Here is a 19,519-nt window from a genome sequence, read left to right on the forward strand (position 1 = left end):
CAGGCCGTGGCGTTTTTCGTTGCGGTCAGCAATCAGCCGCGGATGTTGTAGATGTCCTTCTCGTTCAGCTCAGCGTAGGCGTACAGACGCTTGAGGTAGGCACGCTGCTGTTCCCATACCTTGGTCGCAGCCGGATCGGCGGCGGCAGAGGCATCGACCACTTCAGCGGCGACTTCCTTCAGGCGCGCCAGAACCTCGTCCGGCAGGCGGCGTACTTCCACGCCCTGCTCGCGCAGCTGCTCCAGCGCCTCCATGTTCTTGGCGTTGTAGTCGTCGAGCATGTCGCCGTTGACGTCGCGCGCGGCGGCGCGAACGATGGCTTTCAGATCATCCGGCAGGGTTTCCCAAGCCTTGAGATTGACGTCCAGCTCGAAAGTGACGTTCGGCTCCTGCCAGCCTGGCGTGTAGTAGTACTTGGACGCCTTGTGCAGGCCGAGGGCCAGGTCGTTGTACGGACCGATCCACTCGGTGGCGTCGATCGCGCCGGTCTGCAGCGCGGTGAAGATCTCGCCGGCCGGCATGTTGACCACGGTGCCGCCCATCTTGGTCAGCACTTCGCCGCCCAGGCCGGGAGTCCGCATCTTCAGGCCCTGGAAATCCTCGACCGAGTTGATTTCCTTGTTGAACCAGCCAGCAGTCTGCACGCCAGTCGCGCCGCAGGCCATCGGCAGCACACCGAACGGCTTGTACACCTCTTCCCACAGCTGCATGCCGCCGCCACGGTGCAACCAGGCATTCATTTCCTGCGCATTCGGGCCGAACGGCAGCGCACAGAAGAACTGCGCGGCCGGCACCTTGCCCTTCCAGTAGTAAGGCGCGCCGTGCCCCATCTCGGCGGTACCGCGCGAAACCGCATCGAATACTTCCAGCGCGGGAACCAGTTCGCCCGCCGCGTAGACCTTGACCTTCAGCCGACCGCCGCTCATTTCGTTGACCAGCGTGGCGAAACGCTCGGCGCCAACGCCGACGCCGGGGAAGTTCTTCGGCCAGGAGGTGACCATCTTCCAGTTGAAGGTCTGTTGCTCGGCGGCAGGTGCGCCGGCGGCTGCGGTCTTTTCGCTCTTGTCATTGCAGCCGGCCAGAGCGGCGGCGGCCAGGCCGACGCCCGCGGCGGCGAGAATGTCACGACGTTTCATGTGGTGCTCCTTGTTGTTTGTCTTATTTGCACAACGACTTGGCTGAACACGACCGACCAGACAGGACCGCGCGGGGCAACGCCCCGGAGCCAGAACCGGCAACCGTGCAAGCAAGGTGAAGAAAACTAGCGATATCTGCGGCTCAAGCCTAGTCCATCCCTCTAAAAGTCGTATGCCGATTGCTGCAAAGCGCCACTACTGCAAGAATCCTTCTGCGCAAAATTTCCTTGCGCCCAACAAGAAGGACTCATCAATGTCCCATGACGCCCCGCCACTACTGCGCGTGGCTGGCCTCATCGATTCGCTGAATCGGCGTTTCGGCCAGCTGTGTGCCTGGTTCACGCTCTTCCTCGTTGCCGGTACCGCGATCGTCGTGGTGCTGCGCTATGGCTTCGGCATCGGCGCTATCGCCCTGCAGGAGGCCGTCATGTATGCCCATGCGCTGGTCTTCATGGGCGCCGCCGCCTGGACGCTGCAGCGCAACGGCCATGTCCGCGTCGACATCTTCTACCAGAAGCTGGTTTCCCGCCGACAGGCGATCGTCGATGGCCTCGGCCACGTGCTGTTCCTGATCCCGGTCTGCCTGTTCCTGGCCTGGAACAGCTGGGATTACGTCGCCAACTCCTGGGCCACGCACGAAGGTTCCAACGAATCCGGCGGCCTGAAGTTCGTCTACCTGCAGAAGAGCATCATCCTGGTGATGGTCATCAGCCTCGCGCTGCAAGCCGTCGCCGATCTGATCAAGCTCGGTTACCGCCTCGCCGGCCGCCTGACGCAGGACGAGGAGGTGCAGCATGGCTGAGATCATGGCAATCGCACTGTTCGTCGGCATCTGCATCGCGCTGATGTCGGGCTATCCGGTGGCCTTCACCCTCGGCGGCATGGCACTGCTGTTCGCCGGCGTCGGCGTGGTCACCGGCACGTTCGACGTCGGCTTCCTGCATGCGCTGCCCAACCGCATCTTCGGCATCATGAACAACCAGACGATGCTGGCGGTGCCGCTGTTCGTCTTCATGGGCGTGATGCTGGAGAAATCCCGCGTCGCCGAAGACCTGCTGGAATCCATGTCGCGGCTGTTCGGCACCCTGCGTGGCGGTCTGGCGATCTCGGTGTGCGTGGTCGGCACGCTGCTCGCGGCCTCGACCGGCATCGTCGGCGCCACCGTGGTGACGATGGGTCTGCTGGCCCTGCCGACCATGCTGCGCCGCGGTTACGACCCGGCGATCGCCACTGGCACGCTGGCGGCCACCGGCACGCTCGGGCAGATCATCCCGCCGTCGATCATCCTGGTCCTGCTCGGCGACGTGATGTCCAGCGCGTTCCAGCAGGCACAGCTGAAGATGGGCATCTTCTCGCCGAAGACCGTCTCGGTCGGCGACCTGTTCGTCGGCGCGCTGCTGCCGGGGCTGGCGCTGGTCGGCCTGTACATCGTCTACCTGATCATCATCGCCATCTTCCAGCCGAAGAAGCTGCCCGCGCTGCCGCAGGAAGAGCTCGGCCCGATCGAATGGGGACGGCTGATCAAGGCGCTGCTGCCGCCGCTGGTGCTGATCGCCGCCGTGCTCGGCTCGATCCTCGCCGGCTATGCGACGCCCACCGAAGCCGCCGCCATCGGCGCGCTGGGCGCGACGGCGCTGTCACTGGTCAAGCGTCAGCTGAGCTTCAGCCAGTTGAAGGAAGTCGCCTTCGGCACCACCGAGATCACCTCGATGGTGTTCCTGATCCTGATCGGCGCCTCGCTGTTCTCCCTGGTGTTCCGCGGCTTCGGCGGCGAGGTGCTGATCGAGGACGCCCTGCATTCGCTGCCCGGCGGCGTGCTCGGTGCGTTCCTGGTGGTGATGCTGGTGATCTTCCTGCTCGGCTTCATCCTCGACTTCATCGAGATCATCTTCGTCGTCGTACCGATCGTCGGCCCCATCCTGCTGGCGATGGGGCTCGATCCGATCTGGCTCGGCGTGATGCTCGCGCTCAACCTGCAGACCTCGTTCCTCACTCCGCCGTTCGGCTTCTCGCTGTTCTACCTGCGGGGCGTCACTCCGCGCAGTGTGCCGACGAGCACCATCTACAAGGGTGTGGTGCCGTTCATCGGCATCCAGTTGCTGATGCTGGTGGTCGCCTACCTCTGGCCGGATCTGATCACCTGGCTGCCCGAGCAGGTGTATGGCAGCTAGTAGTCTGTGCGGTTAGTTGGTTGAGCCAAGTGCGGATGCAACGCCGTATCGGGGCCATGGGCGCCGAATTGATTAACTGAATTAACCAACAGCTCACTAGCCCCCAGCAACGCCCGTCGACGACGGGCGTTGTGCCTTGCACGCGCCGATCGCCGTTACAATCGGCGCCCGCCCGACCGACACTCACACCGATGCGCGCTCACGCCAGCTTCACCGATCATTTCCTCGCGCTCGACCGCTTCCTCACCGAGCACCAGTCATTGTGGCGGCCTCGGCCTTTCGTGCAGCACCGGTTGGAATGGGAAGCCACGCATCCGCAATTGGCCGCCTGGCTGCGCGCACGCTCGCTGGCCGACGCCGAAGCCGCACACAACCAGCCGAGCGAACTCGATGCACCGGCGCCCTTCCCCCAGCTGGCGGCCGAGGCACGGGCGCTCAGCAAGCTGGCGGAGCTGCCGGCCCAGCCGCTGCCGGCGCCGAACAGCCGCCTGCAGGTCGACGTTCCCGGGCGCAAATGGCAGCAGATCCGCGCGTTCGCCGCGCACCTGCAATTCCGCCAATCCACGCACCACTGGCTGGACTGGTGCGCTGGCAAGGGCCATCTGGGCCGCCAGCTGGCGCAGGACGGCGGCGCCCTGACCTGCCTGGAATGGGACGCCGCGCTGGTCGAAGACGGCGCCCGCCTCAGCCGGCGTCTGGGTATCGATGCCCGTCATCTCCAGCAGGACGTGCTCGGCGCGGACTGCGCCGCGTACCTGCATGCCGATCACACGCCGGTCGCCCTGCACGCCTGCGGCGACCTGCACGTACGTCTGCTGCAGCTGGCCATCGCCGCCGGCGTGCGCCAGCTCGCCATCGCACCCTGCTGCTACAACCGGACCCAGGCCGAGCGCTATCAGCCGCTGTCACGGGCCGCGCAGGACTCCAGCCTGCGGCTATCGCGCGACGACCTCGGCCTGCCGCTGACCGAGACCGTCACCGCCGGTGCCCGCGAACGCCGCAACCGCGACCAGTCGATGGCCTGGCGGCTTGGCTTCGACCTGTTGCAGCGTCGTCTGCGCGGGCAGGACGACTACCTGCCCACCCCCTCGCTGCCCAGCGCCTGGCTGCGGAAAGACTTCGAACGCTATTGCCGCGACCTCGCCGCACTCAAGCAGCTGCCCGAGCCAGGCACAGAAGACTGGCCGGCGCTGGAACGGGCCGGCTGGCAGCGCCTGGCCGAAGTGCGCAACCTCGAACTGCTGCGCGGCCTGTTCCGCCGCCCGCTGGAAGTCTGGCTGCTGCTCGACCGCGCCCTGCTGCTGGAAGAAAACGGCTACGCGGTACGCCTCGGCCGCTTCTGCACCGGCGAACTCACCCCGCGCAACCTGCTGCTGCTCGCCGAACGCCGCTGATCCCCGAAGCCACGCAAGTGCTTGGCAGAGAACGGTTTACTCGCCGCGCGCAATCGCTATAATGGCGCCCGGTTTGCCGGTATAGCTCAGCTGGTAGAGCAACTGACTTGTAATCAGTAGGTCCCGGGTTCGACTCCTGGTGCCGGCACCACGAACACAAAGGCTCGCAGAAATGCGGGCCTTTTTCGTTTCTGCCGGAAGTGGAGCGCCCCTTTCGCCGGTTCCGGGCGTCCTTCCGCACATACCCGAGCAATAGCTTCCAGTTTTCGCCGCCTCCCTCTCCCAGGCAGCACCCGCGTTGCCTTTTCCGTAACACCCGATACCTGATATCGGCGTGCCGAGTCCTGCGCTGTACGGATCTCTATCATTTCTATACACCAAACCAATTTGTATAGGTTTTGTAAAAGATGTAGCCTCCCTTCATCACTCCCGGAGCCAGTCATGCCTGTCGGCTTCGGGTGGATGCATGCCATGACAGGCCATCGGAGACCGTACCCGCATGTTCATGCGTACCCGAACTTTCAAAGACACCCTGCGTGAGTGCCAGGCGCAGCGGGCGGTATTCGAGGCCGAATACGTGGCGCTGCGCAGTGCCGTGGCGACCATCGAATTCAGTCCCGAGGGGCTGGTGCTGCAGGCCAACCCGCTGTTCCTGAACCTGCTGGGTTTTACCCTAGAGGAGGTCAGCGGACGCCAGCACCGCGCGTTCTGCGATCCCGCCTATGCACAGAGCCGCGACTACAGCGCCTTCTGGCAGGGCCTGCAGCAGGGCCGCAGCGTGACCAATCTCATGCCGTGGCTGGCAAAACACGGTCGGCAAGTGTGGCTGCAGGCCAGTTACGTTCCGGTCCGTGATGCCGGCGGCAAAGTGCAACGCATCGTCATGCTCGCTACCGATGTGACCGAACAAACGCTGCGCGCGCAGGCGGATGCCAGCCGCATGCAGGCGGTCGAGCGCTCCTCAGCGGTGATCGAGTTCGATCTGCAGGGGCTGGTGGTCAATGCCAACGCGAATTTCCTCCAGGTCATGGGTTATCGCCTGGACGATATTCGCGGCAAGCACCACCGCCTGTTCTGCGAGCCCGAAGAAGCACGGAGCGACGCCTATCGCGACTTCTGGGCCCGGCTGAACCGGGGCGAGTTCAGTACCGGCCTGTTCCGGCGACTGACCAAACAGGGCCGTGGCGTCTGGCTCCAGGCCACCTACAACCCGCTCTACGATGCCCAGGGCCGCCTGTACGGCGTGGCCAAGTTCGCTTCCGATATCACCGCCAGGGTCGAGCAGCGGGACGCCGAAACTCGCGCAGCGCAGATGGCCTTCGAGACCTCGCGGCAGACCGACGAGTCCGCGCGGCAAGGCGCCGCGGTGGTCCAGCAGTCGGTCAGCGTGGTGCAGAGCATCGCCGACGAACTTGCGCAGGTCGCGCAGGCCATCGGTGCGCTGAGCGCCCAGTCGGAAGAAATCGGCAGCATCGTCGGCGCCATTCGCGGCATTGCCGAGCAGACCAACCTGCTGGCGCTCAACGCGGCTATCGAGGCAGCCCGCGCCGGCGAGCAGGGCCGCGGCTTCGCGGTGGTCGCCGATGAGGTACGCAACCTGGCGCAGCGCACCAGCCAGGCGACCGTGGCCATTACCGAGGTGGTCGGCAAGAACCGCGAACTGGCCCGGGTGGCGACGGAGAGCATGCAGGCCAGCACGCGCAAGGCGGAACAAGGCGTCGCCCTCGCCAATCAGGCCGGCACGGTCATCCTCGACATACAGCACGGCGCGCAGCAGGTCGTGGAAGCCATCGGTGAATTCGCCCAGACCCTGGCCTCTCCGGGGCACTGAGCAAACCCTGGCTCCCTTGCCCCGGGCCGCCTGCGGCTCGCGCTCGGCAGGCGGGCCGCCAGGTGCTCAGAACTGTTCGGCCTCCAGGCCGTAGAGCGAGGCGCTGCCGGCGCGGATGCTACCCTCCAGTCCCAGCGTGCGCGGCAGCAGGCGCTCGAAGTAGAACGCCGCGCTGCCCAGCTTGGCGCGGTAGTACGCATCGTCGGCTGCGCCGCGGGCAGCGCTCGCCGTCATGCGCGCCCACATGTAGGCATAGGCGGTGTAGCCGAACAGCTGCAGGTATTCCACCGACGCCGCGCCGACGGCGTTGGCATCGCCGCGGGCCTGTTCCTGCAGCCAGGCGCTGACGCGCTCCAGACGCTCGACCGCCTCGTGCAGCGCGGCGTTGAACGGCGTGTCGTGGGTTGCCGCGAAGGCGCGGACCTCATCGGTGAACAGTCGCAGCGACACACCACCGTTGGCGACCACCTTGCGTCCGAGCAGATCGAGCGCCTGGATGCCGTTGGTGCCTTCGTAGATCTGTGCGATGCGCACGTCGCGTACCAGCTGCTCCTGCCCCCATTCGCGGATGTAGCCGTGGCCACCGAACACCTGCTGGCCGAGAACACAGCTCTCGAACCCGGCATCGGTGAAGAACGCCTTGGCCACCGGCGTCAGCAACGCCACCAGCGCCTCGGCGCGCTCCTTCTGCGCCGGGTCGTCGGCGTACTTGGCCAGGTCCAGCTGCTGGCCGACGTAGCAGGCGAAAGCGCGCCCGCCCTCGGTCATGGTTTTCATGGTCAGCAGCATGCGCCGCACATCGGCGTGGACGATGATCGGGTCGGCGCCCCGCTCGGGCGCGACCGGCCCCGTGGCCGCGCGGCTCTGCAGGCGTTCGCGGGCGTAATCGCGCGCCGCCTGGTAGGAAGCCTCGGCGCAGCCGATGCCCTGGATGCCGATGGACAGCCGCTCGTAGTTCATCATGGTGAACATCGCCGCCAGCCCCTTGTTCACCTCGCCGACCAGATAGCCGCAGGCACCGTCGAAGTTCATCACGCAGGTGGCCGAGGCCTTGATGCCCATCTTGTGTTCGATGGAGCCGCAGGACACCGCGTTGGCCGCCCCGAGGCTACCGTCCTCGCTGACCAGCACCTTCGGCACGAGGAACAGCGAGATCCCCTTTGGCCCGGCCGGGGCGTCGGGCAGCTTGGCCAGCACCAGATGAATGATGTTCTCGGTCAGGTCCTGCTCGCCGCCGGTGATGAAGATCTTGGTGCCGCTGATGCGGTAGCTGCCGTCGGCCTGCGGCTCGGCGCGGGTGCGGATGATGCCCAGGTCCGTGCCGGCGTGCGGCTCGGTCAGGCACATGGAGCCGGCCCAGCGGCCCTCGTACAGCGGCGGCAGGTAGCGCTGCCGGAGGGCTTCGCTGGCATGCGCGTCGATCGCCAGGCAGGCGCCGGAGCTCAGCGCCGAGTACAGCGCGAAGCTCGAGTTGGCCGCGTAGAGCATTTCCTCGAAGGCCACCGCGAGCATCTTCGGCATGCCCATGCCGCCGTATTCGGGATTACCGGCCAGGCCCACCCAGCCGCCTTCGGCGTAGGTGGCATAGGCCTCGCGAAAGCCCGCCGGGGTGCGCACCCGGCCTTCGAGCCACTGCGCGCCCTCCTCGTCGCCGCTGCGGTTCAGCGGTGCCAGCAGCTCGCCGGTGACCTTGGCCGCCTCATCGAGTATGGCGTTGGCGGTCTCGGCATCGATCCGCTCGGCCAGCGCCGGCAGGCGCGCCCACAGCGCAGGCGCATCGAAGACTTCGTGGAGGATGAAGCGGGCGTCACGCAGATCGGCCTTGTAACTGGGCATGGTGAATTACCTCGGTCGGCAGGATGGGTTCTGGGGAGGGCAGCTGGCGCAGGCCGGGAAGGCTGCCGAGCAGCAGCGCATCGACCAGCCGGGTCTGCTGCTCGGCCGTGAGGCCATGCGCGGCCAGCCAGAGCGGCAGGTGTTCGATGAGTTCGAGCAGCACGCGACCTGCCGTCGGCGCCTCGCCGCCCTGCAGCCAGGTAGCGAGCTGCTCGACGATGCGTCGGCGCAGGCTGTCGATGCGTCGCCGGTGGCCATCGCGCAGGCAGTGCCGCTCGCGCGTGGCCAGCAGGAAGCGCGACGGACAGTGTCGATACAGCTCGACCAGCGCCCGGCTCAGCCGCTGCACGCGCGGGCGCACGGCCGGTTCGCCGCGCACACCGCGCTCGGCGAGCAGCAGCAGATGCTCGTAATGCTCCTCCAGCGCGTCGAACAGCAGCTCTTCCTTGCCGGCGACATGCGTGTACAGGGTCGCGGTGGAAATGCCCATGTGGCTGGCCAGCCGGCGCAGGCTGACCTGACCGAAGCCCTCGTCGGCGAACAGCTGCAGCGCACGCTCGCGGCTGATTTCAAAGGTTGCGGCAGATCGGGCGTGCATGGCAGCCTCCACGGAGATGGTCGGGCCTGCACGCAGGCGACGGTGTGAGCCAGTCTAGGCAGGCGCCGAGTGCACTTGCTATGCCCAAAACCGTCGTTGCAGCGGCATAGATTCGGCCACCCGACGCCACCGCGGGCGCAAGCCAGACCCCAGCAAACGGATAGCAACGCCATGCGTGAACAGGATTCGGTGGCGGCCTACCTCGTCCAGGCCGCGCTTCATCGTCTGCGCGACAACCCGGCGCGCCTGCAGCAGGTGCTCGCCGCCGCGGGCATCGACGCCGCCGCGCTGACCGCGCCGCACGCCCAGGTGCCGGCCGCCGCGGTCAGCCGCTTCTGGCTGGCGATGAGCGCCGAGCTGGGCGACGAATTCTTCGGCTTCGACTCCCACGGCCTGCCCAACGGCAGCTTCGCCCTGATCTGTCGCGGGCTGATCCAGGAAACCAGCCTGGGCAAGGCGCTGCCGCGCTGCCTGCAGTACCTCGGCCTGTTCATCCACGACATCCGCGCGACGCTGGAGGTGCGCAATGGCCAGGCCGTCGTCAGGCTGAGCAGCGAGCTGGCCGACCCAACGCTCAAGGGACCGGCCGAGGAAATCTTCCTCAGCATCGTGCTGGGTGTGATGTGCTGGCTGGTGGGACGGCGCATTCCGCTCAATCGCAGCCGTTTCAGCACGCCCGCCCCGGCCGGCCAGACCACGCCGTGGCACTGGGGACCGCTGGTGGAATATGACGGGGCGCAGAGCGAGGTGGCCTTCGAGGCCAGCTACTTGCGCTTGCCGGTGATCCAGGATGGCGCCTCGCTGCGCGCCTTCCTGCGCAGCTGTCCGCAGTGGCTGGTGGTGCGCTTTCGCAACGACAGCGGCTTGGCCTCGCAGCTCTTTCGCGCGCTGCGCAGCCAGCCCAGCGATCAGTGGCCGACGCTCGCCGCCATCGCCCGCGCGCGCGGGCTTGGCGAGCAGGTGCTGCGGCGGCAACTGGCCAAGGAAGGTTTCACCTATCAGGAGATCAAGCACGAGGTGCGCCGCGCCCTGGTGTTCAACCTGCTGCGCGACCGCCAGCTGAGCATCAGCGAAATCGCCGTGCGCGCCGGTTTCCAGGAGCCCAGCGCGTTTCATCGACTGTTCCGCCGCTGGACCGGCCAGAGCCCGGGGCAATTTCGCAGCCAGCTGCACCCGCCGCCGCGGAGTTGAGCGTCACAGCACGAATAAACTGTATGCATATACAGATTTTCGGTTGCCGGCGCCGCGCTTTCTGCCCATGCTTGGCGCTCGTTGCAGCCATCGATGACCAGCATGCGGCTCTTTCTCTGCGAAAAACCCTCCCAGGCCAAAGACATCGCCAAGGTGCTCGGCGCCAACCGGCGCGGCGACGGCTGCTGGCAGGGTGCCGGCGTGAGCGTGACCTGGTGCATCGGCCACCTGCTGGAGACCGCGCCGCCGGATGCCTATGACGCGCGCTACAAGCGCTGGGTTCTGGCCGACCTGCCGATCGTGCCGCAGCAGTGGAAGATGCAGGTCAAGCCGAAGACCGCCAGCCAGTTCAAGGCGGTCAAGCGCCTGCTCGGCGAGTGCGCGGAGCTGGTGATCGCCACCGACGCCGACCGCGAGGGCGAGATGATCGCCCGCGAGCTGGTCGAGCACTGCCGCTATCTCGGGCCGATCCAGCGGTTGTGGCTGTCGGCGCTGGACGAGGCGTCGATCCGCAAGGCACTCGGCGCGCTCAAACCGGGCGGCGAGACCTTCAACCTCTACCAGGCCGCGCTGGGCCGCTCGCGCGCCGACTGGCTGATCGGCATGAACATGAGCCGGCTGTTCACCCTGCTCGGCCGCCAGTCCGGCTACCAGGGCGTGCTCCCGGTGGGTCGCGTGCAGACGCCGACGCTGCGCCTGGTGGTCGACCGCGACCGCAGCATCGCCGACTTCGTGCCGGTGCCGTTCTGGGCCATCGACGTGCAGCTGCTGGCTGATGGCACGCCGTTCACCGCGCAGTGGCGCGCCCCGGAAGATGCCTGCGACGAGCAGGGCCGCTGCCTCAACCCCGAGCTGGCGCGCGACGCCGCCGAGGCCATGCGCCGCGCCGGCAGCGCACGGCTGGTCGAGCTGAACACTGAACGGATGCGCGAGGCGGCACCGCTACCGTTCGATCTCGGCACGCTGCAGGAGGTCTGTTCGAAGAAGCTCGGCCTCGGCGCCCAGGAAACCCTCGACATCGCCCAGGCGCTGTACGAAACGCACAAGCTCATCACCTACCCGCGCAGCGACTGCGGCTACCTGCCGCTCAGCCAGCACACCGAAGCCCCGGCGATCCTCGACGCACTGGGTGCTGCCGATCCGGCGCTGGCTGCCCTGGCGCCGCACCTCGACGCCCGGCGCCGTTCGCGGGCCTGGAACGACGCGAAAGTGAGCGCGCACCACGGCATCATCCCCACTGTCGCCGCGCAGGCCTCGACACGCCTGAGCGGCAAGCCGCGCGCCGTCTACGGGCTGATCCGCGCGCGCTACCTGGCGCAGTTCCTGCCCCACCACGAGTACGACCGCACCCAGGCCGACTTCACCTGCGCCGGTCAGACGCTGCGCGCGGTGGGCAAGCGCATCGTCGAGCCGGGCTGGCGTCGCGCGCTGCCCGAGGCACTGACGCCGGCCAAAGGCCGCGAAGCGCACGAGCCGCAGGCACTGCCGGCACTCGCGGCGAACCAGGACTACGCGGTGGCCGAGGTGAAGCTCAAGGACCAGCACACCCAGCCGCCCAAGCCATTCACCGAGGGCGAACTGATCAAGGCGATGAAGAACGTTGCCAAGCTGGTCGACGACCCGCGCCTGAAGCAGAAGCTCAAAGACACCACCGGCATCGGCACCGAGGCGACGCGCGCCGGGATCATCCAGGGCCTGCTCGAACGCGGCTACCTGAGCAAGCAGGGCAAGGCGCTGGCCGCGACCCCGGCGGCGTTCGGCCTGATCGACGCGGTGCCGCGGCCGATCGCTGACCCCGGCACCACGGCGATCTGGGAGCAGGCGCTGGATATGGTGCAGAACGGCGAGATGCCGCTGGAGGAATTCGTCGTCAAGCAGTCAGCGTGGATGAGCAAGCTGGTCGAACGCTGCGCCGGATTACGCCTCACCATCAGCGGGCCACCTGCGCGCGGCGGCACGCCCCGGAAGAACAAGCGCAAGGCCGCAGCAAACAAAGGTACCACCGGCAGGCGCCGCAAAGCCGCGGCCGCCCCGCGTTGAGAGGCCGCCTCAGCCGCCGAGCAGGCTGAACAGAAACGCCGCGCCGACGCCGAGCGCCACCAGGCTGGCGACCAGCACCGCCGCGGCGGCGATGTCCTTGGCCACGCCGATCTCCGGATGCTGCTGCGGATGCAGGTGGTCCATCAGGGTTTCCAGCGCGCTGTTGAGCAGCTCGGCGATCACCACCAGGCCCACCGTCAGCGTCAGCACCGCCCACCAGATGGCCGCTGGGCGCGTCAGCAGCAACACCAGCAGCACCAGCGTCGCGGCCAGCAGGTGCGTGCGCAGGCTGCGCTCGCGGCGCCAGGCCTGCGCCAGCCCGTGGCGAGCGAACCGCAGGCGGCGGTAGAACGGTTGTCCTTTCATGACAGCTCCTTGACTGGCGGGCCTCCCATGCTCCCAGCAGATCGGCGGCAATTCCAGCGGCACGCGCGGCGCCGGTGACGGCTGCGGAACATGCCGGCGCCGCCGCGCTCTGAATGCTGACGGTACCGCGCGCCTGCGTCGGACACCGCCATGCGCCGCGGCCTGCGCCATTCGACGGCCTCGCCGGGGCATTTGCCGATTCTTTCGCAAGAGGACACCCCCATGCGCAAGCTGCTTCTGCTTTCTCTCGCCCTCGCCAGCCCGCTGGCCCTGGCCGAACCCGAGTGCACCAGCGCCGACAAGGCGCAGTGGCAGGATCAGGAAAAATTCCAGGCCGACCTCAAGGCCCAGGGCTACGAGATCAAGAAGTTCAAGGTCACCGACGGCAACTGCTACGAGATCTACGGCTGGAACAAGGACAAGCAGAAGGTCGAGATCTATTTCGATCCGGTGAGCGGCGAGGCGGTCAAGACCGATATCGACGACTGACATGAAACCCGACCGCGTCACGCTCTGGGACCCGCTGGTACGCCTGTTCCACTGGTCGCTGGCCGGCACCTTCATCGCCAACTACTTCTTCACCGAGGAGGGCGAGGCGTGGCATCGCTGGCTGGGCTACTACGCCGTGGCCTGGCTGGCGATCCGCCTGGTGTGGGGGTTCGTCGGCACGCCGGCGGCGCGCTGGGCCGACTTCTGGCCCACCCGCGCGCGGCTGGCGGAACATCTGGGCGCGCTGCTGCACGGGCGGCCCTACCATCGCCTGGGGCATTCGCCGCTCGGCGCGCTGGTGATGATCCTGATGATGCTGCTGATGCTCGGCCTGGGCGTCACCGGCTTTCTGATGGAGGAAGTCGACTACTTCTGGGGGCTGGACGGCCCTCTGATCGTGCACGATGCTTTCGCCAACGCGCTGCTCGGACTGGTCGGCCTGCACCTGCTGGCCGCGCTGGTGGAAAGCCTGCGGCTGCGCGAAAACCTCTTTCTCTCGATGGTGACCGGACGCCGACGCCGGCTGTGAAGGTCACCATCCGTAATTCTGGAGCGACCATGAGCAAAGCGATCTACGTTCAACCCGGCGGCGGCTACGACAAGGTCATCGTCGGCAGCTGCCCGGCGCGCGAACCGGCGGCCGGCGAAATTACCGTGCGTCTGCGCGCCAACTCGCTCAACTACCACGATTTCGCGGTGGTCAGCGGCATGTGGGGCCCAAGCGAGCCGCGCATCCCGATGGCCGACGGCGCCGGCGAGGTGATCGCGGTGGGTGCCGGGGTCAGCGAGTTCGCCGTCGGCGATCAAGTGGTCAGCACCTTCTTCCCCGACTGGCTGGACGGCGAGCCACTGGTGGAAGGCTTCGCCACGGTGCCCGGCGACGGCATCGACGGCTACGCGCGCGAGACGGTGACCGCCCGCGTCACCTCGTTCACCCGTGCGCCGAAGGGCTGGAGCCATGCCGAGGCGGCGACCCTGACCACCGCCGGGCTCACCGCCTGGCGCGCGCTGATGGTCGACGGCGCGCTCAAGCCCGGCGAGACGGTGCTGGTACAGGGCACCGGTGGCGTGTCGATCTTCGCCCTGCAGTTCGCCAAGCTGGCCGGCGCCAGCGTAATCGCCACTTCCTCCAGCGACGACAAGCTCGAACGCCTGCGCGGCCTCGGTGCCGACCACCTGATCAACTACCGCAGCACCCCGGAGTGGGGCCAGCGCGTGCTCGAACTCACCGATGGCCGTGGCGTCGACCACGTCATTGAGGTCGGTGGCCCAGCGACGCTGGTGCAGTCGATGGCCGCCACCCGCATCGGCGGGCACATCGCGGTGATCGGCATCCTCACCGGGGTGGCCGGCGAGCTGCCGCTGGTCACCGCGCTGGTGCGCCAGCTGCGCCTGCAGGGCGTGCTGGTCGGCAGCCGCACCCAGCAGCAGGAGATGATCCGCGCCATCGACGCCAACGGCCTGCGTCCGGTGATCGACCGGCATTTCCCGCTGGAGCAGATCTGCGACGCCTTCCGCTATCAGGAGAGCAATCGCCACTTCGGCAAGATCTGCCTGGATATCTGAGCCTCAGCTCGCCGTCGGCGCATCGATTGCGAGCGCCGCCAGGCGTGCCTGCAGCAGCGCGGGAAAGCGCTTGAACCAGAGCTGATTGAGCGGCGAGGGATGCGGCAGCGGATGCAGGACGAATTCCCGCAGCGCGCCGTGTTCGTCGTGCAGCCGCACGTCGATGCTCGCGCTGAAGCGGTCGTCGCGCCGCCAGAACGCCTCCAGCCGTTCACGCACCGCGCGCGGCTGGTCGATGCCGAACCAGAGAAACGCCTCGCGACCGAACGTGACGATGTGCCGGCCGCGCCATTCGCTCAGCAGCAGCTCGCGCAGCAACGGCTGGAAGCGCCGCTTGACCGCCATCGACCAGGCCCGGTTGCCCTGCGGTTTGTACGGCACCGTACCGAGCCAGAAGAACCCCCGCCCCACCGCCAGCGCCGCGTCGAAGTCCGCCGGCTCCGTGCCGTACAGCTGGCGATGCAGCGCACGGCGCACGCTCTGCCCGCTGGCACCTACGAATGGCGCGCCGTGACGCACCTCCTCACGGCCCGGATCGCGACCGAAGAAGCACAGCGGCGCGGCCGCCTCACCGAGGCCGAGGATCGGCTCCAGCGGGTCCTTGCCTAACTGGCGGTAGACCTCGACGTCGATGCCCGCGGTGTCGGCCGCAAGCCGGCGAAACGCCTCGCGGCGTCGTGCGTCGAGCACTCAGAAGTCCGCTTCGTCGACCGGCTCCACCGCATCGGCCGGAATGACGTAAGCGGCGTCGGCGAGTTCGTTGCTCACCTTCTCGATCTTCAGCGGGCCGTCGACCCACAGCGGCGTGTAGATGTCGTCGAGCTGGATGCCACGCGGGTAGCGCACCAGCACGATCTGATTCGGTGGTGGTGGCGGCACGTGGATGCAGGCGCCCGGATAGGGCACCAGGAAGAACACCGTACTGCGGCCCTGCTCGTCGCTTTCCAGCGGCACCGGATAGCCGCCGAGGCGCACCGGTTTGCCGTCGAGGGCCGGCACCGTCTTGGCCGAATACATCACCGCCGGCAGTCCGGCACCCTGCTTGAGCGCGCCCTGGGCACTGAAGCCCGGGTCCTCGTTGCCGCCGTGGTCGATTTCCGGCATGTCTTCCAGCGCCTGGCGATCCTCGGGCGGCATCAGTTCCAGCCAGTCGAGTTCCGGCGGGGCAGCGTGGGCGAGCAGGGAACAGCAGAGCAACAGCGGCAGCAGCAATCGGGGCATGGCGGGCAGTTCGGTGGCGGGATGGGCCGCCACGGCGGCCCGCGGCGGATCAGTGGTTGCGGCGGGTCAGCGCGCCGTAGATGACCAGCAGGATGATCGCACCGACCACCGCGCCGATAAAGCCCGCGCCCTCGCCGGCTTGGTACAGGCCCAGCGCCTGGCCGCCGTAGCTGGCCAGCAGCGAGCCGCCGATACCGAGCAGGATAGTCATGATCCAGCCCATGCTGTCGTTGCCCGGTTTGAGGAAGCGCGCGACGAGGCCGACGATCAGGCCGATGAGGATGGTGCCGATGATGCCCATGTGGTTCTCCCGGGTCCGTAGGTAGTAACCGATGGACCCGGGCGGCGGCGGTTGCGTTCGCCGCAGCCGGACGACCGGAGCGTCAGGCGTGGTTGATCAGCGTCTCCACGGCGGTGATCTGCCGGTCCAGTGTGGCGCGGTCGGGGCAACGCAGCGTCGCGTGGCCGACCTTGCGGCCGGCCTTGAACGCCTTGCCGTAGTGGTGCAGGTGGCAGTCCTCGACGGCGATGACCCTGGCCACGTCCGGCACTTCGCCGATGAAGTTGAGCATGGCGCTCTCGCCCAGCTTGGCGGTCGAGCCCAGCGGCAGGCCGGCGACGGCGCGCAGGTGGTTCTCGAACTGGCTACACTCGGCGCCTTCGATGGTCCAGTGTCCGGAGTTGTGCACGCGCGGGGCGATCTCGTTGGCCTTCAGCCCACCGTCCACCTCGAAGAACTCGAAGGCCAGCACGCCGACGTAGTCGAGCTTCTCCAGCACGCGGCCGACATAGTCCTCGGCCAGCGCCTGCAGCGGATGGTTGCTGCTGGCCACCGACAACCGCAGGATGCCGCTCTCGTGGGTGTTGTGCACCAGCGGGTAGAAGCAGGTTTCGCCGTCACGGCCGCGCACGGCGATCAGCGAGACTTCGCCGGTGAATGGCACGAAGCCCTCGAGGATGCACGGTACGCTGCCCAGTTCGGCGAACGCGCCGGCAACGTCGGCGGGCTTGCGCAGCAGCTTCTGGCCCTTGCCGTCGTAACCCAGGGTGCGCGTCTTGAGCACCGCCGGCAGGCCGATGGCGGCCACTGCGGCGTCGAGATCGGCCTGCGACTGGATGTCGGCAAACTCCGGCGTGGGAATGCCGAGGTCCTTGAACATGGATTTCTCGAACCAGCGGTCGCGGGCGATGCGCAGCGACTCGGCGGACGGATAGACCGGCACGAACTGCGAGAGGAACGCCACGGTCTCGGCCGGCACGCTCTCGAACTCGAACGTCACCAGGTCCACCTCGTCGGCCAGCCGGCGCAGATGCTCCTTGTCGTCGTAGTCGGCGCGGATGTGCTCGCCGAGCGCCTGGGCGCAGGCGTCCGGCGCCGGGTCGAGGAAGGCGAAGCTCATGCCCAGCGGAGTGCCCGCCAAGGCCAGCATGCGGCCCAGCTGGCCGCCACCGATCACACCAATTTTCATAACTCACGGCCCTTCGTTAGGCGGCCATCCGCGCGCGCCGATGGCAAGTGTAGAACCCGCTCAGCCGCGCGGGTCGGGGTTGTCCAGCACGCTCTGGGTCTGCTCGTCGCGGAATTTCTTCAGCGCGGCGTGATATTCCGGGTACTCGTGGCCGAGGATGCTCGCCGACAGCAGCGCCGCGTTGATCGCCCCGGCCTTGCCGATGGCCAGGGTAGCGACCGGCACGCCCGCCGGCATCTGCACGATCGACAGCAGCGAATCGACACCCGAGAGCATCGACGACTGCACCGGCACACCGAGCACCGGCAGGTGCGTCTTGGCCGCGCACATGCCCGGCAGATGCGCCGCGCCGCCGGCACCGGCGATGATCACGCGCAGCCCGCGGGCTTCGGCCTGTTCGGCGTACTGGAAGAGCAGATCGGGGGTGCGGTGGGCGGAAACCACCGTCACTTCATGGGGAATGCCCAGCTTTTCCAGCATCTCGGCGGTGTGGCTGAGGGTGGACCAATCGGACTTCGAGCCCATGATCACGCCTACCAGTGCGGTCATCGTCGTGCCTCTTTCTCGCGCCTGCCGGCGCATCAGGAACAACGGCCGCGCTGGGGGCAGCGCGGCCGTTAGGAAAAAGGGCCGGAACCAGTCCGACCGAGGGCCGCGCAGTATATCGCAAGCCCCGCCGCGCCGGCACCCGCGCTTGTCCGCCCGGCGCAGGCCGCGCGGGTTTGGCCGGCCGCCGGTTCTCGCAGCGCCGGCAGGTGCCTCAGGCTTGCTATGCTCGCCGCGTACTGTGAGCGGAGGTGCCGTGTTCTCGTTGAAGCGCCAGGGCGATTTTCGCCTGCAACTGACCCGAACCCTGACCCAGCCGGGCCGGCATCTGGTCGAGCTGTACCTGTTCACGCCCCACGAGACCACCTTGTCCGGCCACACCTTGAGCGAGGAGCAGTTCTTCCACGGCGCGCTGATGCACCGTTTCCGCCTGCTCGGCCTGCCGGTCCAGGACCGCGCCAGCAAGCTGGACACCGCCTTCTCGCTGATCTCGCCGCACTACGAGATCATGCACGGCGCCTGGTTCTTCCGTTATCAGGCGTCGCTGGACCGCCTGCGCCAGCAGCTGCAGGGCAAGGCATCCGCCGAGCAGCTGGCGCGCGCGTTGCGCCTGAGCCAGAACTTCGCCCAGCGCCTGCGCAAGGGCGAGCCGCAGCAGAGCAAGCAATCGCGCTATTTCCGCCAGCTGGACGTCTACTTTTCCTGGCTGGCCGAGCAGTTCCTGCTGGAAAGCATGACGCTGGAAGGCTACGACGCACTGGACGACGAGCTGAAACGGGCGGCCCTGGAGTTCATCCAGCAGGAACGCCGCTACCGCGCCGAGCACGACTACCTGGGCGACTTCAAGGGTCCGCCGACCCGCGTGTGGAACCGCATGGGCCTCTACCAGCGGCTGCTGGAGTACCCGGTGGTGCTGCGCCAGCAGCTGATCGAACTGGGCGCCGGCACCCGCAAGCTGGTGAAGGCGGCGTCCACCATGCTGATCATGTCGCTGTTCACCTACTTCCTGTTCAACGTGCGCGATGCCAGTCAGAAGCTCTCCTTCGCCCTGCTGATGGGCATCGCGCTGATCTACGCGATTCGCGACCTGCTGCGCGACGACCTGATCGACACCGCCACCCGCTGGCTGCGCAAGGGCAAGCCGCGCTGGAAGCTGCGCCTGCTGATGCCCTATACGCAGAAGGTGATGGCCCAGCAGTTGCTCTGGCTCGACTACCGCAAGCTGGGCGAGCTTCAGCGTGCGGTGCGCGAACATTCCGGCAAGTGGGCCACCAACGAGGAGCGGCAGATCGTCTGCTACCGTTCGCGGCTGCTGCTGGACAAGGCGGCGCTGACCCAGAACCAGATCCAGGAGCGCCTGACCCTGGATTTCGAGCCGCTCTGCGCGATGATCCAGGCCAGCCACCAGCAGCTGTACGAATGGCAGGAGGAAGACGGCCAGCCGCCGGTCGTCCAGGCGCATGCCATCGAAAAGCAGCACGACTACAACCTGCTGCTGGTCTGCCGGCAACCCGGCGAGCCAGGCGAGATCGCCCAGCGCTGGACCCTGCGCCTGAGCGCCGGCGGCATCGTGCGCTGCGAGAACAAGGCGGTGCCCTGGCCGGAAGCCGCGGCCCGCTCACGCTGGTGGCGTCGGGGCTGAAGGCACGGTTGCCACCGGGCCTT

19 protein-coding genes and 1 tRNA gene are annotated in these 19,519 nt (G+C 67.5%); 11 read left to right on the forward strand and 9 right to left on the reverse strand.

Going from position 1 to position 19,519, the window contains the following annotated elements:
• Window positions 1-32: 32 nt before the first annotated feature.
• Complete coding sequence (locus NAV27_RS13815; protein ID WP_102829133.1) at window positions 33-1,136, reverse strand: TRAP transporter substrate-binding protein; 1,104 nt, start codon at window positions 1,134-1,136, stop codon at window positions 33-35.
• Window positions 1,137-1,389: 253 nt separating this feature from the next.
• Here NAV27_RS13815 and NAV27_RS13820 point away from each other — a divergent pair, with 253 nt between their 5' ends.
• The 5 genes from NAV27_RS13820 to NAV27_RS19160 all read left to right on the forward strand — a co-directional run bounded on the left by NAV27_RS13820 (window position 1,390) and on the right by NAV27_RS19160 (window position 6,532).
• Window positions 1,390-1,938, forward strand: a complete 549-nt coding sequence (locus tag NAV27_RS13820; RefSeq protein ID WP_102829134.1) for a TRAP transporter small permease subunit — start codon at window positions 1,390-1,392, stop codon at window positions 1,936-1,938.
• Window positions 1,931-3,307 carry a TRAP transporter large permease gene (locus tag NAV27_RS13825; protein WP_102829135.1) on the forward strand — a complete coding sequence of 459 codons (1,377 nt, stop codon included), beginning with the start codon at window positions 1,931-1,933 and terminating at the stop codon, window positions 3,305-3,307. The genes NAV27_RS13820 and NAV27_RS13825 overlap by 8 nt, the downstream gene beginning before the upstream one ends.
• A 191-nt stretch (window positions 3,308-3,498) precedes the next feature.
• The gene (locus tag NAV27_RS13830; RefSeq protein ID WP_102829136.1) at window positions 3,499-4,701 is read left to right on the forward strand and encodes a methyltransferase; all 1,203 of its coding nucleotides are present in this window, start codon (window positions 3,499-3,501) and stop codon (window positions 4,699-4,701) included.
• A gap of 75 nt (window positions 4,702-4,776) precedes the next feature.
• Window positions 4,777-4,852: transfer RNA gene (locus NAV27_RS13835), tRNA-Thr, on the forward strand.
• Between the two features lie 348 nt (window positions 4,853-5,200).
• Complete coding sequence (locus tag NAV27_RS19160) at window positions 5,201-6,532, forward strand: methyl-accepting chemotaxis protein (RefSeq protein WP_102829137.1); 1,332 nt, start codon at window positions 5,201-5,203, stop codon at window positions 6,530-6,532.
• Window positions 6,533-6,598: 66 nt separating this feature from the next.
• On the opposite strand, the gene NAV27_RS13850 is transcribed toward NAV27_RS19160, so the two are convergent.
• Together NAV27_RS13850 and NAV27_RS13855 are read right to left on the reverse strand one after the other, a co-directional pair.
• Window positions 6,599-8,368 (reverse strand): acyl-CoA dehydrogenase C-terminal domain-containing protein, encoded by a 1,770-nt coding sequence (locus tag NAV27_RS13850; RefSeq protein WP_102829138.1) that lies wholly within the window; start codon window positions 8,366-8,368, stop codon window positions 6,599-6,601.
• Entirely contained in the window at window positions 8,340-8,966 is a 627-nt protein-coding gene (locus NAV27_RS13855) for a TetR/AcrR family transcriptional regulator (protein WP_102829139.1), read from the reverse strand. Before NAV27_RS13855 ends, NAV27_RS13850 begins: the two co-directional genes overlap by 29 nt.
• A 171-nt stretch (window positions 8,967-9,137) precedes the next feature.
• Between NAV27_RS13855 and NAV27_RS13860 the strand changes: the two genes are divergently transcribed.
• Together NAV27_RS13860 and NAV27_RS13865 are read left to right on the forward strand one after the other, a co-directional pair.
• Window positions 9,138-10,157 carry an AraC family transcriptional regulator gene (locus tag NAV27_RS13860; RefSeq protein ID WP_102829140.1) on the forward strand — a complete coding sequence of 340 codons (1,020 nt, stop codon included), beginning with the start codon at window positions 9,138-9,140 and terminating at the stop codon, window positions 10,155-10,157.
• Between the two features lie 102 nt (window positions 10,158-10,259).
• Window positions 10,260-12,197 carry a DNA topoisomerase III gene (locus NAV27_RS13865; protein ID WP_180981446.1) on the forward strand — a complete coding sequence of 646 codons (1,938 nt, stop codon included), beginning with the start codon at window positions 10,260-10,262 and terminating at the stop codon, window positions 12,195-12,197.
• 9 nt (window positions 12,198-12,206) lie between these two features.
• On the opposite strand, the gene NAV27_RS13870 is transcribed toward NAV27_RS13865, so the two are convergent.
• Window positions 12,207-12,563 (reverse strand): diacylglycerol kinase, encoded by a 357-nt coding sequence (locus NAV27_RS13870; protein WP_102829142.1) that lies wholly within the window; start codon window positions 12,561-12,563, stop codon window positions 12,207-12,209.
• Between the two features lie 222 nt (window positions 12,564-12,785).
• Here NAV27_RS13870 and NAV27_RS13875 point away from each other — a divergent pair, with 222 nt between their 5' ends.
• The 3 genes from NAV27_RS13875 to NAV27_RS13885 are packed head-to-tail and all read left to right on the forward strand — an operon-like array spanning window position 12,786 to window position 14,618.
• On the forward strand, window positions 12,786-13,052 hold the full coding sequence (locus NAV27_RS13875; RefSeq protein WP_102829143.1) for a PepSY domain-containing protein: 267 nt from the start codon (window positions 12,786-12,788) through the stop codon (window positions 13,050-13,052).
• A 1-nt stretch (window position 13,053) separates the two neighbouring features.
• On the forward strand, window positions 13,054-13,581 hold the full coding sequence (locus tag NAV27_RS13880) for a cytochrome b/b6 domain-containing protein (protein ID WP_102829144.1): 528 nt from the start codon (window positions 13,054-13,056) through the stop codon (window positions 13,579-13,581).
• A 29-nt stretch (window positions 13,582-13,610) separates the two neighbouring features.
• Window positions 13,611-14,618 carry a zinc-dependent alcohol dehydrogenase family protein gene (locus NAV27_RS13885; RefSeq protein WP_102829145.1) on the forward strand — a complete coding sequence of 336 codons (1,008 nt, stop codon included), beginning with the start codon at window positions 13,611-13,613 and terminating at the stop codon, window positions 14,616-14,618.
• A gap of 3 nt (window positions 14,619-14,621) precedes the next feature.
• Here NAV27_RS13885 and NAV27_RS13890 read toward each other — a convergent pair whose 3' ends face one another.
• The 5 genes from NAV27_RS13890 to purE form a co-directional block, all read right to left on the reverse strand.
• Window positions 14,622-15,308, reverse strand: coding sequence for a uracil-DNA glycosylase family protein (locus tag NAV27_RS13890; protein ID WP_102829146.1), 687 nt, complete (start codon window positions 15,306-15,308; stop codon window positions 14,622-14,624).
• Window positions 15,309-15,839 carry a DUF3299 domain-containing protein gene (locus NAV27_RS13895; RefSeq protein WP_102829147.1) on the reverse strand — a complete coding sequence of 177 codons (531 nt, stop codon included), beginning with the start codon at window positions 15,837-15,839 and terminating at the stop codon, window positions 15,309-15,311. It abuts the gene before it with no gap.
• Between the two features lie 49 nt (window positions 15,840-15,888).
• Entirely contained in the window at window positions 15,889-16,140 is a 252-nt protein-coding gene (locus NAV27_RS13900) for a GlsB/YeaQ/YmgE family stress response membrane protein (protein ID WP_102829148.1), read from the reverse strand.
• Window positions 16,141-16,222: 82 nt separating this feature from the next.
• Window positions 16,223-17,308: a 5-(carboxyamino)imidazole ribonucleotide synthase gene (locus NAV27_RS13905; RefSeq protein ID WP_102829149.1), complete on the reverse strand. Its 1,086-nt coding sequence runs from the start codon at window positions 17,306-17,308 to the stop codon at window positions 16,223-16,225.
• Between the two features lie 60 nt (window positions 17,309-17,368).
• The gene (gene purE, locus NAV27_RS13910) at window positions 17,369-17,857 is read right to left on the reverse strand and encodes a 5-(carboxyamino)imidazole ribonucleotide mutase (protein ID WP_102829150.1); all 489 of its coding nucleotides are present in this window, start codon (window positions 17,855-17,857) and stop codon (window positions 17,369-17,371) included.
• A 253-nt stretch (window positions 17,858-18,110) separates the two neighbouring features.
• Here purE and NAV27_RS13915 point away from each other — a divergent pair, with 253 nt between their 5' ends.
• Window positions 18,111-19,496 (forward strand): hypothetical protein, encoded by a 1,386-nt coding sequence (locus NAV27_RS13915; protein WP_102829151.1) that lies wholly within the window; start codon window positions 18,111-18,113, stop codon window positions 19,494-19,496.
• Window positions 19,497-19,519: the final 23 nt, after the last annotated feature.

Origin of the sequence: Stutzerimonas degradans (assembly GCF_024448505.1) — a bacterium.
GTDB classification, from domain to species: Bacteria; Pseudomonadota; Gammaproteobacteria; order Pseudomonadales; family Pseudomonadaceae; genus Stutzerimonas; species Stutzerimonas degradans.

Excerpts from the sequence above, each read along its gene's own strand:
- NAV27_RS13815 (WP_102829133.1), bottom strand. The coding sequence starts at position 1,136 with ATGAAACGTCGTGACATTCTCGCCGCCGCGGGCGTCGGCCTGGCCGCC.
- NAV27_RS13820 (WP_102829134.1), top strand. The coding sequence starts at position 1,390 with ATGTCCCATGACGCCCCGCCACTACTGCGCGTGGCTGGCCTCATCGAT.
- NAV27_RS13825 (WP_102829135.1), top strand. The coding sequence starts at position 1,931 with ATGGCTGAGATCATGGCAATCGCACTGTTCGTCGGCATCTGCATCGCG.
- NAV27_RS13830 (WP_102829136.1), top strand. The coding sequence starts at position 3,499 with ATGCGCGCTCACGCCAGCTTCACCGATCATTTCCTCGCGCTCGACCGC.
- NAV27_RS19160 (WP_102829137.1), top strand. The coding sequence starts at position 5,201 with ATGTTCATGCGTACCCGAACTTTCAAAGACACCCTGCGTGAGTGCCAG.
- NAV27_RS13850 (WP_102829138.1), bottom strand. The coding sequence starts at position 8,368 with ATGCCCAGTTACAAGGCCGATCTGCGTGACGCCCGCTTCATCCTCCAC.
- NAV27_RS13855 (WP_102829139.1), bottom strand. The coding sequence starts at position 8,966 with ATGCACGCCCGATCTGCCGCAACCTTTGAAATCAGCCGCGAGCGTGCG.
- NAV27_RS13860 (WP_102829140.1), top strand. The coding sequence starts at position 9,138 with ATGCGTGAACAGGATTCGGTGGCGGCCTACCTCGTCCAGGCCGCGCTT.
- NAV27_RS13865 (WP_180981446.1), top strand. The coding sequence starts at position 10,260 with ATGCGGCTCTTTCTCTGCGAAAAACCCTCCCAGGCCAAAGACATCGCC.
- NAV27_RS13870 (WP_102829142.1), bottom strand. The coding sequence starts at position 12,563 with ATGAAAGGACAACCGTTCTACCGCCGCCTGCGGTTCGCTCGCCACGGG.
- NAV27_RS13875 (WP_102829143.1), top strand. The coding sequence starts at position 12,786 with ATGCGCAAGCTGCTTCTGCTTTCTCTCGCCCTCGCCAGCCCGCTGGCC.
- NAV27_RS13880 (WP_102829144.1), top strand. The coding sequence starts at position 13,054 with ATGAAACCCGACCGCGTCACGCTCTGGGACCCGCTGGTACGCCTGTTC.
- NAV27_RS13885 (WP_102829145.1), top strand. The coding sequence starts at position 13,611 with ATGAGCAAAGCGATCTACGTTCAACCCGGCGGCGGCTACGACAAGGTC.
- NAV27_RS13895 (WP_102829147.1), bottom strand. The coding sequence starts at position 15,839 with ATGCCCCGATTGCTGCTGCCGCTGTTGCTCTGCTGTTCCCTGCTCGCC.
- NAV27_RS13900 (WP_102829148.1), bottom strand. The coding sequence starts at position 16,140 with ATGGGCATCATCGGCACCATCCTCATCGGCCTGATCGTCGGCCTCGTC.
- NAV27_RS13905 (WP_102829149.1), bottom strand. The coding sequence starts at position 17,308 with ATGAAAATTGGTGTGATCGGTGGCGGCCAGCTGGGCCGCATGCTGGCC.
- purE (WP_102829150.1), bottom strand. The coding sequence starts at position 17,857 with ATGACCGCACTGGTAGGCGTGATCATGGGCTCGAAGTCCGATTGGTCC.